Below are 13,650 nucleotides of genomic sequence, written 5' to 3'. Positions count from 1 at the left end.
TGCCTGTCAATGGAGTAAAGCGCACCTCAAGAAACCGCGCTGACCTGCGAGTTCACCCCATGTGACCCATCAGTACGCTGGTACAGCTCCGTGACAGAAGCGGCCGCCGCGCGCAGTTCCTCACGCGCTTCGGGCGGCGAGAGGACCTCCACCCGGTCGGAGAACGCGAGGAGTTGGCGGACCGCGACGACGGACGGGTACGACAGCCGGGCGGTGACCCAGTCGTCCCCGCCACCCTCGGCACCCTCCCTGCCCTCGGCCCCCTCGCCGCCCTCCCGGCCGTCGGGGAGCTCGACGAGCGAGGAGGCGTTCAGGCGCAGGAACATGTCGAGCCGGTCGCGCCGGACCCGGACGGTGACGTCGAATCCGTCGGGCCGCTCCTCGACCCGGCGGCGCAGCACCTCCCAGGCGCCGGCGAGTTCGACGCCCGGCCGCCGCCGTACGGGGTCGTCGAGCACCTTCGCCGAGCGCACCCGGTCGGCGCGGAACAGCCGGGGCGCTCCCCGCCGGTCGGCGACGAGATACCAGACGCCCGCCTTGGAGACGAGCCCGTACGGGTCGACGGTGTACGTGCTGGGCTCGGCGTGGCCGCTGTGCCGGTAGCGCAGCCGCAGCCGCCGGTCGGCGAAGACCGCGTCCTGCAGGACGTCGAGGTCGACGGCCGGCTGGGGGCCGCCCTTCCAGCGGGTGGCGTCGACCAGGATGCGGCGGCTGGTCACCTCGGCGGCGGGGCGGTGCGGGGCGGGCAGCGCGGCCATCACCTTGCGCAGCGCGGAACCGAGGGCCGCGTCCAGGCCGAGGGCGGCGTGCGCGCCCTGGGCGGCCAGGATGAACAGGGCCCGGGACTCGTCGGCGGTCAGGCCGGTGACGTCCGTACGGAACCCGGGGAGCAGTTCGATGCCGCCGTGCCGGCCGCGTTCGGCGTAGACGGGGACACCGGAGGTGGACAGGGCCTCGATGTCCCGGTAGATCGTGCGCACCGACACCTCGAGGCGCTCGGCGAGTTCGGACGCGGGCACACGGCCGCGGGTCTGCAGGAGCAGCAGGATCGACAGGAGGCGGTCGGACTTCACCGCACCAGGATCTCAAATGTTGACGGAAACTGTCAGGTTATGGGTCCAGCATCTGCCGCATGAACATGAACACCACCGATCCCCGTCCCGTCTACACCCGTGCGACCGAGCAGGCCGCCGCGCTCATCCGGACCGTGCGCCCCGCACAGCTCGCCGGTCCGACCCCCTGTACCGAGTTCGACGTGCGGACGCTGCTGAGCCACGTCGTCGGCGGCACCCGGCGCATCGCGATCGTCGGCGAGGGCGGCGACGGGCTCGCCGAACCGGCGTTCGTCGACGGAGTCGAGGACGACGGCTGGGCGGAGGCCTACGACGCGGTCAGGACCCGGGTCCTGAAGGCCTGGGAGAGCGACGAGCGCATGGCCACGCCGGTCCGCGTGCCGTGGGGCGAGGTCCCCGGCCGGGCGGCGCTCTCCGGCTACGTCATGGAGATCGTCACCCACACCTGGGACCTCAACGAGTCCCTCGGACGCCCCCTCGAACTCGACCCGGAGCTGGCCGAGTTCGCCCTCGCCGCCGGCCATCTCAACCTGCCCGACCCGCAGCGCGACGCCCGCACCCCCTTCGGCTCGGCCCGCACCGCCGCCGAGGGAGCCGATGCCTACGAGCGGCTGGCGGCCTGGCTGGGACGCGCACCGCTCGCCCGAGCCTGACGGACACGGCCGAGGGGCCGGCGAGGGTCAGGTCAGCCTGGCCCGGGCCAGCTGACGGGACTGGGCCACCAGGCGGTCCGCGCTGTCCCAGACCTCCGCGTCCTCCTCCAGGAAGCCGCCCGCGAGGTTGCGGGTGGTGATGGAGACGCGGAGGGGACCCGGTGCCGGGCGGCAGCGGACGTGGACGGTGAGTTCGACCGTGGGGACCCAGCCGCGCAGGCCGATCTCGAACGCGGTCGGCGGCAGGGCGTCCACGGCGAGGAGCAGCGAGAGCGGGTCGGGGTCGCGGCCGTCCTTCAGGCCGAACCAGGCCCGCATCTCGCCCTTGCCGGAGGGCTGCCCGAGCGCCCAGCCCAGGGTGGAGGGGTCGAGCTTGAGCATCAGGCGGTCGGTGATCGCGGAGCTGCCGTCCACCGGTGCCGGTCCGTCCTCGGGGCCGAAGCACTGGTCGAGGGGCGGGAACACCGGCGGCCGCGCCGTCGTACGGACGTCGTCCGGGAGCGAGTCCAGGTCGCCGTAGGAGGCGAGGACGCGGATCCGCTCGATCTCGTTGCCCTCCTCGTCGTACTGGAGGAGGGAGGCCTGGCCGGTCGAGAGGGTGCGCCCGGTGCGGACCACGTCCGTGCGGACGACCGCCGGGCCCGGCTGGGAGGCGGTGAGGTAGTGGGCCGAGATCGTGAACGGGTCCCGGTGCGGCAGGGCGTCCCCGAGGGCGCGGCCGAGGACGGCGAGCAGATAGCCGCCGTTGACGGCGTTGATGATCGTCCAGCCGGCCGAGAGGTCGATGTCGTAGACGCCGGGAGCGCGCCGGGTGAGCGCGGTGTCGCGGTCGAACTCGCTGTCGCCGATGGTGGCCCGCTCGGCCGCCGCGGTAGCTGCTTCTGGCATGGCTGAACGGTACAACAGTTGATTACTAAGCGGTAGCTTTGTCTTGAGTGAGACCAGGGCAATTTCTCGGTAAGTGTCCGTACTCCTCCGTAAACCCCGTGTGCCGGGTCTCCCTCTAGGGGGACATGAGCCTCACCGGAAGTACGTTCCTCTCCACCCTCGTCGCGCTGTCCGTCGTCGCTGTCGCGCTTCCGCTCGCCCTGTGGTCGCGGATCCGGGGGCCGAGGGTCCTGCGGGGTGTGGCCCGGGTGCTGATGCTGATGTTCGCCCAGGGGACGGCGGTGGCGTTGGTCTTCGTCCTGGTCAACAACGCCAACAACCTGTACGACAACTGGTCCGACCTGCTCGGTACGAGCGACCACGTGCAGCAGGCCGCCGACCTGGGCGCCGACGGCACCGGCGGCATAGCGCTGAGCCGGCTGCCGCGCGTGAGGCAGCACTTCACGCGGGCGGGCGGCGGGGTCCGTGTCACCCAGCTCCAGGGCCGTGTCTCCGGCGTCGACGCCGAGGTCTACGTCTGGCTGCCCCCGCAGTACGGCGAGCCCGCGTACGCCCACCACAGGTTCCCCGTGGTCGAGCTGCTGCCGGGCTACCCCGGCTCCCCGAAGTCCTGGTTCGGATCGCTGCACGCGCCCGCCCAGCTGGCCCCGCTGATGCGCGAGGGCAAGGTCGCGCCGTTCATCCTGGTCGCACCGCGCACCACCCTGCTGCCCGGCGTGGACACCGGCTGCGCCAACGTGCCGGGCACCGTCAACGCCGACACCTGGCTGAGCGTCGACGTGCCGAAGATGGTCATGGACAACTTCCGGGCCCAGCCCGCCCCCAGGGGCTGGGCGGTCGCCGGGTACTCGGCCGGGGCGCACTGCGCGGTCAAGCTGGCCGTCGCCCACCCCGACCGCTACCGGGCGGCGGTGAGCCTGTCCGGCTACAACGACCCGGTCGGCGAGCGGGACTCCCTGGCCGCCCAGGACCCGACCCTGCGCCGGGCCACCAACCCCTACCTGATGCTCGCCCGGGCCGCCGTCCCGCCCGCCGTGGCGCTCTATCTCTCCGGCCAGCCCCACGACGGCTACGAGGCCGCGCTGGCCCTCCAGCGGGAGGCGAAGGCACCGACGGCCGTGCACGTGGTGTACATCCCGAAGAGCGCGGGCGGCCACACCATGGCGCTGTGGCGGCCGCAGGTGGTGCCGGCGTTCCGCTGGCTGACGATTCAGATGGACCAGCACCGGATCACCGGCCGGGGAGCCGCCGGGCGGACTACTCCTCGCGTACCGTCGACCGCCGGTTCCACGCGCGAGGAGCTCGCCAGTGGAACCGCATCGCGAGCAGCCGCAGCACGAAGGCGGTGACGGCCGCGACCCCACTGGCCAGCGGGGTGAGGGCGTCGTAGCGGATGCAGAGCACCACCATCGTGGCGCCGACGATCGCCGGGACCGCGTACAGGTCGCGGTCCCAGCGCAGCAGCGACGGCACCTCGTTGGCCAGCACGTCCCGCAGCACACCGCCGCCGACGGCGGTCGCGAGACCGAGGACGGCCGACGCGGTCAGGCCGAGGCCGTAGTCGTAGGCCTTGGTCGTGCCCGTGACGCAGAACAGGCCGAGGCCCGCCGCGTCGAAGACGTTCACGGCCGCCTGGATCCGCTCCACCTGGGGGTGGAGGAAGATCACCAGGAGGGCGGCGAGCAGCGGGGTGAGGAAGTACCCCAGGTCGGTGAAGGCGGCCGGGGGCACCGCGCCGATGATCACGTCCCGGAACAGCCCTCCGCCCAGCGCGGTGACCTCGGCGAGCACGGCGATGCCGAACACGTCGAAGTTCTTGCGGACGGCCAGCAGCGCGCCGGAGATGGCGAACACGAAGATGCCGACGAGGTCGAGCGTGTGCTGGACGGAGGGGCTGAAGATTTGCTGGAGCACCCTTACATTGTCACCCGTCGGACGATGTGCACCTTACAAAGCCAGGCCACGCGCCGCCTACAGCGATGGTTTCCCTGTGGTGAAGAGCCAGGTCTGGAAGAGGTCGTCGAGCTGCTGCCCGGAGACCCTCTCGGCGAGGCGGACGAAGTCGTCGGTGTCAGCGTTGCCGTAGCGGTGCAGTTTCGTCCAGGCCGGGAGCAGCTCGAAGAAGGCCGTGTCGCCGATCCGCTCGCGCAGGACCTGGAGGGTCATCGCGCCGCGCTGGTAGACCGCGGAGGCGAACATGGTGTCGCGCTGCGGGTCGCCGACAGTGATCTGCCAGAAGGCGGACTCGGCGGGGCGGGCGTTGTAGCCGGCCAGGAAGGAGTCGTGCGCCGAGCGGGTGCCCTGGTGCTCGGCCCACAGCCACTGGGCGTAGGTCGCGAAGCCCTCGTTCAGCCAGATGTCCTTCCAGTGCGCGACCGAGACCGAGTCGCCGAACCACTGGTGGGCCAGCTCGTGCACGATCGTCGACTCGCTGCGGACGGCCGAGTACACCGGCTTGGACTGCACCTCCAGCGAGAACCCGGCCTGCGGCATGTCGTCGACGATCGCGCCGGTCTCCTCGAACGGGTACGGACCGAAGACCTGCGACCAGTAGTCGGTGGCGGCGGCCGTCACGCCGTACACGTCGACGTTGTTGCTGTTGGCGAGCACCGGGTCGATCGCCACATAGATCGGGGTGCCGCCGGGGGTGGTCCCGGTCCGCACGTCGAACTTCCCGATCGTGGCCGTCGCGAGGTACGTCGCCATCGGCTTCGTCTCGCGCCAGTGCGTGTACGTCGAGCCGCCCTTGTCGTACGTCGAGACCAGCCGGCCGTTGGAGACGGCGGTCAGGCCCTGTGGCGCCTTGATCCGGATGTCGTAGGTGGCCTTGTCGGAGGGGTGGTCGCTGGACGGGAACCAGGTGGAGGCGGCGTTGGGCTCGCAGGCGACGAAGACGCCGTCGTCGGTCTTCATCCAGCCGTAGTCCGAGCCGAAGACGATGGGGCCGCCGAGGGGTTCGGGGACGCCGCCGTAGGTGACGGAGACCTCGAAGGTCCTCCCCTTGCGGAGCGCTTCGCGCGGGGTGATCCGGATCTCGTCGCCGTCGCGCGTGAACTCCGCGCGTCTACCGTTCACTTCGACCCGGGTGACCTCCAGTTTCTGCAGGTCCAGATCGAAGGACGAGAGGTTCTGGCCGGCGCGGGCGGTGATCGTCGTACGGCCGTCGAGCCGGTCGGTGGCGGGGTCGTAGGCGAGGGCGAGGTCGTAGTGGCGGGCGTCGAAGCCGCCGTTGCCGAGCTGCGGGAAGTAGGAGTCGCCGATGCCGGCCCCTCCGGGCGCCGGGGCGGAGGACGCCGCGACGGCAAAGAAAGAAGCCGCCGCGGTGGCGACGGCTGTGAAACGTGCCGAACGGGAGAGTAACAAGGGTCGTCCCTTTCGAGCGTGCCGATAAGTCGGACACGGACGACTCTGCCCTCTCCCGTTCAGACATGTGCATGACTTTGCCAACTCGTCATGCGCTACTTGTCGGTTGACTCCTGGCTTTCGCTCTTGCTGACCTCGGGGCGCTCGGGAGCCTCCTCGGAAGCCTGCTCCTCGGAAACCGGCTCCTCGGAAGCGGCCACCTCCGCCGCCACCGCCGCCGAGGTCTCCGCCGACTCCGCGAGGACCTCGTCGGCCACCAGCTCCGCCGCCTCCTTCGCGACGGTCAGCAGCACGGTGTCCTGCGGGGCCTGGTCCTCGAAGTTCTCCGGGTGGTGACAGGCGACCTGCTGGCCGGGGCGCAGCTCCAGCAGCGGCGGCTCGGTCGTCCTGCAGATCTCCGTCGCCTTCCAGCACCGGGTGTGGAAGCGGCAGCCGCTCGGCGGCGAGATCGGCGAGGGCACGTCACCCTTGAGCAGGATCCGCTCGCTCTTGGCGTTCTTGCGCCTCGGGTCCGGGATCGGCACCGCCGACATGAGCGCCTTGGTGTACGGGTGCATCGGCGACTTGTAGAGCAGGTCGCGGTCGGCCAGCTCGACGATCTTGCCGAGGTACATCACCGCGATCCGGTCCGAGACGTGCCGGACGACCGAGAGGTCGTGCGCGATGATCACGTACGTCAGGCCGAGTTCCTGCTGGAGGTCGTCCAGCAGGTTCACGACCTGGGCCTGGATCGACACGTCGAGCGCGGAGACCGGCTCGTCGGCCACGACCAGCTTCGGGTTCAGCGCGAGCGCGCGGGCGATGCCGATGCGCTGGCGCTGACCGCCGGAGAACTCGTGCGGGTAGCGGTTGTAGTGCTCGGGGTTGAGACCCACGACCGACAGCAGCCGCTGCACTTCCTTCTTGATGCCGCCCTCGGGCGTGACGCCCTGCAGCTTGAAGGGAGCGCCGATGATCGTGCCGATGGTGTGACGCGGGTTCAGCGAGGAGTACGGGTCCTGGAAGATCATCTGCACATCGCGGCGCAGCGGACGCATCCCGCCCACGCCGAGGTGCGTGATGTCCTTGCCCTCGAACTCGACCTTGCCGCCGGTCGGTTCGAGAAGCCGGGTGATCAGCCGGCCCATCGTCGACTTGCCGCAGCCGGACTCGCCCACGACGCCGAGCGTCTCGCCGGAGCGGACCTCGAAGTCCAGGCCGTCGACCGCGTGCACCGCCCCGACCTGCCGCTGGAGCAGGCCCTTCTTGATCGGGAAGTGCTTCTTCAGCCCGGTGACCTTCAGGAGCACCTCGGCGTCGGCACGGCGGCCGTCCGGGCCCTCGCTCTGCGCGGGAATCGTCACCGCTTTCTCGTCACTCACAGCTTCGGCGCAATCTCTTCGGTCCAGATCCGCTCCCGCTGCTCCTTGCCCAGGTGGCAGGCCGCCCAGTGCCGGCTGCCGACCTCGGCGAGCTCGGGGCGGACGGTGCGGGTGACGTTGTCCTTCGGGAGGTCCGCGTACGGGCAGCGCGGGTTGAAGGCGCAGCCGGACGGGACGTTGATGAGGGAGGGCGGGGAGCCCTTGACCGGGATCAGGCGCTCCTGCTGCTCACGGTCCAGCCGCGGCATCGAGCCGAGCAGACCCCAGGTGTAGGGGTGGCGGGGCTCGTAGAACACCTTCTCGGCCGGGCCTCGCTCGACGCAGCGGCCGCCGTACATCACCAGGAGGTCGTCGGCGAGTTCGGCGACGACGCCCAGGTCGTGGGTGATGACGATGACCGCGGAGCCGAACTCCTTCTGCAGGTCGCGGATGAGGTCGAGGATCTGCGCCTGGACGGTCACGTCCAGGGCGGTCGTCGGCTCGTCCGCGATGAGCAGCTCGGGGTTGTTGACCAGCGACATCGCGATCATCGCGCGCTGGCGCATACCGCCGGAGAACTCGTGCGGGTAGTTGTCGACGCGCTTGTCCGGCTGGGGAATGCCCACCCGGTCGAGCATCTCGACCGCACGCCTCTTCGCGGTCTTCTTGTCGACGTCGTGGTGGATCCGGTACGCCTCCACGATCTGCTGGCCGATCGTGTAGTACGGGTGCAGCGCCGACAGCGGGTCCTGGAAGATCATCGCCATCTGACGGCCGCGCAGCTTGCGCACATGGTCCGGGTCGGCGGACAGCAGCTCGGTGCCGTCCAGCCAGATCTCGCCGGAGATCTGCGCCTTGCGCTTGCCGTACTGGCCGGCGGTGTGCAGGCCCATGATGCCGAGCGAGGTCACCGACTTGCCGGAGCCGGACTCGCCGACGATACCGAGGGTCTTGCCCTTCTCCAGCTGGAAGCTGAGTCCGTCGACGGACTTGACCAGGCCGTCGTCGGTGGGGAAGTGGACCTTGAGGTCGCGCACCTCGAGGAAGGCGGTCGGCGCCGGGGAGGCGGGGGTGGGCTCGCCCACGGCAGCTCCGGTCTTGCTGAGTTCGGTCATGCGAGCCTCACTCGGGGGTCGATCACGGCGTAAAGGATGTCCACCACGAGGTTGGCGACGAGCACCGCGAGGGAGGTGATCAGGGTGACGCCCAGGATGATGGGCAGGTCCTGGTTCTTGATGGCGCCCAGGACCGCCTGGCCGAGGCCGGGCAGGTTGAACGCCGTCTCGGTCAGGATCGCGCCGCCGATCAGGGCGCCGAGGTCCATGCCGAGCATGGTCAGGATGGGGGTCATCGTGGAGCGCATGGCGTGCTTGCCGATGACGACCTGCTCCTTGAGGCCCTTGGCGCGGGCCGTGCGGATGTAGTCCTCGCCCAGGATCTCCAGCATGGTGGCGCGGGTGATCCGGGCGTACATCGCCGCGTAGAGGAAGGCGAGGGTGACCCACGGCAGGATCATGCCGCCGAACCAGCCGCTGAAGCTGTCCTCCAGGGGCACGTACTGGCCGTCGAACAGATCCAGTCCGTAGACGAAGATCGACAGGGCGACCATGCCGGTGAAGTAGATCGGCAGGGAGACGCCGGAGAGCGCGATGACCATCGCGCCGCGGTCCCACAGGCTGCCCCGCTTGAGCGCGGAGAGCACACCCGCCGCGACACCGAAGACCAGCCACAGCAGGGCGGCACCGAGCGCGAGACCCAGGGTGACCGGGAAGCGGTCGGTGAGCACCGGCCAGACGGCCTGCTCGCTGCGGAAGGAGTAGCCGAAGCACGGGGCGGAGCAGTGGATGGTGTCCCCGCCGCCCGTGTAGGTGCGGCCGGCGAAGATGCCCTTGAAGAACTCCCAGACCTGGACATAGATCGGGTCGCTCAGACCCAGCTTCTCCCGCACGCCCGCGATGGCGGCAGGGTCGGCCTGCTTGCCCACGAAGCTCAGCGCGATGTCGACGCCCGCCCACTTGGGGATCAGGAAGAAGATGCCGAAGACCACCATGACGATGACCACGAGCATCACTGCGGCGGCGAACAACCGCCTGATGAGGTAAGCGAGCACAGCTCTCGGCCCGCCGCGGACCGCGGGCCACCGGAGGTCTTCCAGTGGCCCGCGGTCACGCCGCGCCGGCCTTCACCTGCCTTTCGTGCCGTTCGGCGGGTGTGCCGGGTTTACTTCTTCGGGTTCTTCAGGGCGAGGTTCACGAAGTCGTACGTGCCGTTCGTGCCCGCGCTGGTGTAGACGTTCGCCAGGTTGTCCGAGCGCCAGTTGATCGTCTTCTCGAAGGTGAAGGGCAGGTAGTACGCGCCCTCCATCACCTTGTGGTTGATCTCCGTGGCGATCTTGGCCTTGCCGGCGTCGTCCAGGGTGGTGACGTAGGAGTCGAACAGACCGTCGATGGTCTTGTCCTTGATGAGCGCGTAGTTGTTGTTACCGCTGTCCGAGATGTACTTGCTGTCCCACAGCGGGAGACCGAAGCCCTGGACCGACGGGAAGTCGGCGCCCCAGCCCATGATGATGATGCCGTAGCCCTTCTTCTTCACGTTGGTGGGGCTACCGATGATGCCGGAGGTCTGCGAGCCGTCGTACTGGTCGATGTCGGCGGTGATGCCGATCTTCTTCAGCGACGCCTGGAGCGACTGGGCGGTGGCCACCTCGGCCGGCTTGTTGTTGCGGACCGCGATGGTGGTCTTGAAGCCGTTCGGCTGACCGCAGGCCTTCAGGGCCTCCTTGGCCTTGGCCGCGTCGCCGTTCTTGCCGGACCCGGCGATGTTGTACGGGTCGTACTTCTGGCCCTCGCCACCCGGGAGGAACGGCGGCAGCATGTTGGTGCCGATGTCGCCACCGGCGATCGGGCCACCGCGCGCGGTCTGCAGCGACACGTGGTCGGCGCCGTAGATCACGGCCTTGCGGCACTCGATGTTGTCGAACGGCGCGACGCTCTGCGGGAAGACCGCGTAACGGACGTAACCCGTGGTCGGGTTGTCCAGGTTGGCCTTGTGCTCCTTCAGGGCGGTGGTGCGGCCCTGCGGCGACATACCCGTCTGGTTGATGTCGAGGTCGATGTCACCGTTGATCAGACGCTGGTCGAGCTGGTTGGCGTCCGAGAAGAACTTGACGGTGATCTTGTCCGGGTAGGCCTTGCGGACCGGGTCCGAGGCCTGCTTCCACTCCGTGTTGCGGACCAGGGTGAGGTCCTTGCCCGGGGTGTAGGACTCGAACTTGTACGGGCCCGAGGAGAACGGGTGCAGGGTGTACTTGGCCTTGGTGTCCTGGTCCTGGCGGACCGGGGAGGCCGAGACCAGGGACAGGATCTCCTCGAAGTCCGAGTTGGCCTGCGGGAGGTGGAAGACGATGGTCTTGTCGTCCGGCGTGTCGATCGCCTTCAGACCGAGCTTGTCCTTGGACGTGTCCTTGTAGGGGCCCTTGTACTCGCCCTTGGGGTCGAGGACGTCCTTCAGGTACGTCGGACCGCCGGACAGGACGTCCTGCGCCCACACGCGCTCGATGCCGTACTTCACGTCCTTGGACGTGATCGGCTTGCCGTCCTCCCACGTGATGCCGTCACGCAGGGTGTACGTGTAGGTCTTGCCGTCGTCGGTGACCTTGGCGAGACCGGTGGCGAGGTCCGGGGTGAGCTCCGAGCCCGCCGTGCCCGCCTCCGCCTTGTTGGTGACGAGCTGGCGGCTGTAGTACCGCGCGAAGTTCCACATGAAGCCGTAGTAACCGCGCGTGGTGTCCCAGAAGTCGGCGTCCTGGGCTCCGCCGAACTTCAGCGTGCCGCCCTTCTTGGCGAGCGAGGCCTGGGCGACCTTGCCGTTCGCGGCGTCGTAGCCGGCGGCGCCGGTGGCCGAACCCTTGCCGCTGTCGTTGTCACTGTCACCGCCGCCGCACGCCGCCGTGGTCAGCAGCGCGGCGACCGCGGCGGCAGCGGCAAACGCCTGCTTCCGCCGCCCTGAGGTGCGTTGGGTAGTCACGATCTCGGATCCTCCGGATTTGATGAGAGACCCCGTGTCGGTGCCACGGGACGTTTGGGTGCGCAGTCGTGCGGGCTGTGCTGCGAGCTGCACTGCGGCGGTTCTGGTGGTTTCGGGCGGTTCTGGCGGTTCAGCGGGAGGCCTTCGGGTCCAGCGCGTCCCGGACGCCGTCGCCGAAGAGATTGAAGGCCAGCACGGTGATGAAGATCGCCACGCCCGGGACCACCATGTACATGGGGTCGGACTCGTAGTAGTCGATCGCGCTCGAGAGCATCTGTCCCCAGGAGGCCGTGGGCGGCTTGACGCCGACACCCAGGAAGCTCAGGGCCGCCTCGGTGAGGATGTTGGTGGGGATCATCATCGTCGTGTAGACGACGATGGGGGCGACGAGGTTGGGCAGCAGCTCCTTGAACAGGATGTACAGCCGACCGGCGCCCAGGGACCGGGCCGCCTCGACGTACTCGCGCTCACGCAGGGAGAGCGTCTGGCCGCGCACCACACGTCCGATGTAGGGCCAGCCGAAGAAGCCGATGACCAGGATCATCACGAACACCCGCACGCTGGAACCGGTCAGCCCCAGCAGGTCGCTCGGCATGACGGAGACCAGCGCGATGATGAACAGCAGCTGGGGGAAGGCGAGCAGGCCGTCCATGACACGGCTGATCAGGGAGTCGATCCAGCCGCCGAAGAAGCCGGCGAGGATGCCGAGGATCGTGCCGAGGATGACGGCGACGACCGCGGACAGGAAGCCGACCAGCAGGGAGATACGAGCCCCGTAGAGGATGCGGGCGAAGATGTCGCGGCCGTTGACCGGCTCGACGCCCAGCAGGTGGTCGCCGCTGATGCCGCCCAGGGATCCGGTCGGGGTGCCGAACAGCGGGTCGATGAGGTTCTCGTGATACTCGTTCGGGTCCTGGCCGAGAAGACTCGTGATGACCGGGGCGAGCAGCGCGACCACGACGAGGACGAGCACCACGATGCCGCCGGTCAGGGCGAGCTTGTCCCGCTTGAGCCGCTCCCAGGCGATCCGCCCCAGGGAACGACCCTGGACGGCCTTGGCGCCGGCGGTGGCAACCGCCGCTTCTTCAGCCGCGCTCGGGGCCGCTTCCGCGGTCGGCTCGTGCAATGGTGCCGTCATCTGGCAGGGACCCCTCTCAACCGGCGGTGACCGGCGCGCACTTGCCGCTTGTAGCGGCGTGTTCAGTCCGTCGTACACAGGGACGAAGTCCCCTGGACCGGGAGTCTTCAACGCTTTGGCGATCTGTAGCCAGAGTTGGCGGCGAAAGGATGCGTAAACGTGATGCGGGTAGATGGGTTCCGTTATCCGGACGGTGGGTAACGGGGGTCGGACGGCGACTTGTTGGGGCAGATCGGACAGAAACCGGACCAATCGCCGCCATCTACGCGCGGAGAACTCCCGTCGGTGACCGGCGCGGTCACCCAGGGGAGTCCGGAATCAGTACCTGCCGGTGGGCGGGTAGCCGTAACCGCCCGCGGGAGCCTGGGCCGGGGCGGCGGGCACATGGGCCTCACGGTCGTAGAACGCGCGGGCGTTGGCCCGCATCCACATCACGACCGGGTCGTGCTCGTCGGTCATGGCGACCGTCGACACCGGCAGCCCGTCCGGCACCGCGCCGATCGACTGCTGCATCATCGCCCGTACGGCGTCCACGGCCGGCGGCGAGGTGTCGTACACGTCGAGCCCGATGGAGAGGTAGGGCGCGCCGAGGGACGGCTGCACCCAGGCGCGGCGCAACGCGCGGACCACCGGGGTGCGGTGGGCGTTCTGCGCGAGCAGGGCGTAGAACTGGGGGATCTCGATGCCCGGTTCGGAGAGGCGGAGGGGTCCGGCGGGCTGGCGCTCCAGGCCGGTCGCGATGCGGCGCAGATCGAGCCAGGGGATGCCGACACCGCCGCCGGGGGCGTGCGGGTTCAGCCAGAGGCCGTAGTGGTCGGGATAGAGCGTGCGGGCCACGTCGACTCCGTCGACCACCTCGTACGAGCGGTTCCAGCCGCTGGCGCTCAGCTCCTGGGCGGAGGTCACGCAGGGGGCGTAGCCGTGGCCGTCCACTTCCATGTTCCCGTACTGGGCGTCCGGGGAGCCGGCCTGGCCTTGCCACAGGAGCATCCAGACCTGGCCGGAGGCGGGGGTCGCGAGCGCGCGCAGGAGGGCCTCGTAGGCGTCGTAGCGCCCGGGCGTGACCTGGCGCAGCATGTGCTCGACCTGTCCGGCCGCGATGCCGCTGGCGCTCACCGGTTACCGCCCCTTCTTCTGTGTTGCCCCGCGTATGAGAACAGCTTAAGTGG

Annotated in this window: 12 protein-coding genes; 2 read left to right on the top strand and 10 right to left on the bottom strand. The window is 69.4% G+C overall.

Translation table 11 applies throughout. From position 1 onward, the window contains the following. Positions 1-26: 26 nt before the first annotated feature. Positions 27-1,073 (bottom strand): helix-turn-helix transcriptional regulator, encoded by a 1,047-nt coding sequence (locus tag ACIRF9_RS41365; RefSeq protein ID WP_403833493.1) that lies wholly within the window; start codon positions 1,071-1,073, stop codon positions 27-29. Positions 1,074-1,132: 59 nt separating this feature from the next. Between ACIRF9_RS41365 and ACIRF9_RS41360 the strand changes: the two genes are divergently transcribed. Next, a complete protein-coding gene (locus ACIRF9_RS41360; protein ID WP_403833490.1) occupies positions 1,133-1,726 on the top strand; it encodes a TIGR03086 family metal-binding protein in 594 nt (197 codons plus the stop codon). Between the two features lie 27 nt (positions 1,727-1,753). Here the strand turns inward: ACIRF9_RS41360 and ACIRF9_RS41355 are convergent, their stop codons facing one another. Then, positions 1,754-2,614, bottom strand: a complete 861-nt coding sequence (locus ACIRF9_RS41355; RefSeq protein ID WP_403833488.1) for a thioesterase family protein — start codon at positions 2,612-2,614, stop codon at positions 1,754-1,756. A gap of 125 nt (positions 2,615-2,739) precedes the next feature. On the opposite strand from ACIRF9_RS41355, the gene ACIRF9_RS41350 reads away from it, so the two are divergent. Then, a complete protein-coding gene (locus ACIRF9_RS41350) occupies positions 2,740-3,963 on the top strand; it encodes an alpha/beta hydrolase (protein WP_403833485.1) in 1,224 nt (407 codons plus the stop codon). On the opposite strand, the gene ACIRF9_RS41345 is transcribed toward ACIRF9_RS41350, so the two are convergent. From ACIRF9_RS41345 to ACIRF9_RS41310, 8 genes are all read right to left on the bottom strand, one after another. Beyond that, positions 3,872-4,528, bottom strand: coding sequence for a trimeric intracellular cation channel family protein (locus ACIRF9_RS41345; protein ID WP_403833482.1), 657 nt, complete (start codon positions 4,526-4,528; stop codon positions 3,872-3,874). The genes ACIRF9_RS41350 and ACIRF9_RS41345 overlap by 92 nt on opposite strands. Positions 4,529-4,585: 57 nt before the next feature. Next, positions 4,586-5,977: a M1 family metallopeptidase gene (locus ACIRF9_RS41340; protein ID WP_403833480.1), complete on the bottom strand. Its 1,392-nt coding sequence runs from the start codon at positions 5,975-5,977 to the stop codon at positions 4,586-4,588. Positions 5,978-6,072: 95 nt separating this feature from the next. Further along, the gene (locus ACIRF9_RS41335) at positions 6,073-7,338 is read right to left on the bottom strand and encodes an ABC transporter ATP-binding protein (RefSeq protein WP_403833478.1); all 1,266 of its coding nucleotides are present in this window, start codon (positions 7,336-7,338) and stop codon (positions 6,073-6,075) included. Further along, on the bottom strand, positions 7,335-8,432 hold the full coding sequence (locus ACIRF9_RS41330; RefSeq protein WP_403833476.1) for an ABC transporter ATP-binding protein: 1,098 nt from the start codon (positions 8,430-8,432) through the stop codon (positions 7,335-7,337). The genes ACIRF9_RS41335 and ACIRF9_RS41330 overlap by 4 nt, the downstream gene beginning before the upstream one ends. Then, positions 8,429-9,427, bottom strand: a complete 999-nt coding sequence (locus tag ACIRF9_RS41325; protein ID WP_403833474.1) for an ABC transporter permease — start codon at positions 9,425-9,427, stop codon at positions 8,429-8,431. Before ACIRF9_RS41325 ends, ACIRF9_RS41330 begins: the two co-directional genes overlap by 4 nt. A gap of 110 nt (positions 9,428-9,537) precedes the next feature. Then, complete coding sequence (locus ACIRF9_RS41320) at positions 9,538-11,343, bottom strand: ABC transporter substrate-binding protein (RefSeq protein ID WP_403833473.1); 1,806 nt, start codon at positions 11,341-11,343, stop codon at positions 9,538-9,540. 130 nt (positions 11,344-11,473) lie between these two features. Then, on the bottom strand, positions 11,474-12,481 hold the full coding sequence (locus tag ACIRF9_RS41315) for an ABC transporter permease (protein ID WP_403833471.1): 1,008 nt from the start codon (positions 12,479-12,481) through the stop codon (positions 11,474-11,476). A 318-nt stretch (positions 12,482-12,799) separates the two neighbouring features. Further along, positions 12,800-13,597 carry an enhanced serine sensitivity protein SseB C-terminal domain-containing protein gene (locus ACIRF9_RS41310; protein WP_403833469.1) on the bottom strand — a complete coding sequence of 266 codons (798 nt, stop codon included), beginning with the start codon at positions 13,595-13,597 and terminating at the stop codon, positions 12,800-12,802. Positions 13,598-13,650: the final 53 nt, after the last annotated feature.

It is taken from the genome of Streptomyces sp. NPDC096132 (genome assembly GCF_044763345.1).
Classification (GTDB): Bacteria; Actinomycetota; Actinomycetes; order Streptomycetales; family Streptomycetaceae; genus Streptomyces.
Note: the sequence above shows the minus strand (reverse complement) of the source record. Positions and strands in the feature narration are given on the sequence as shown.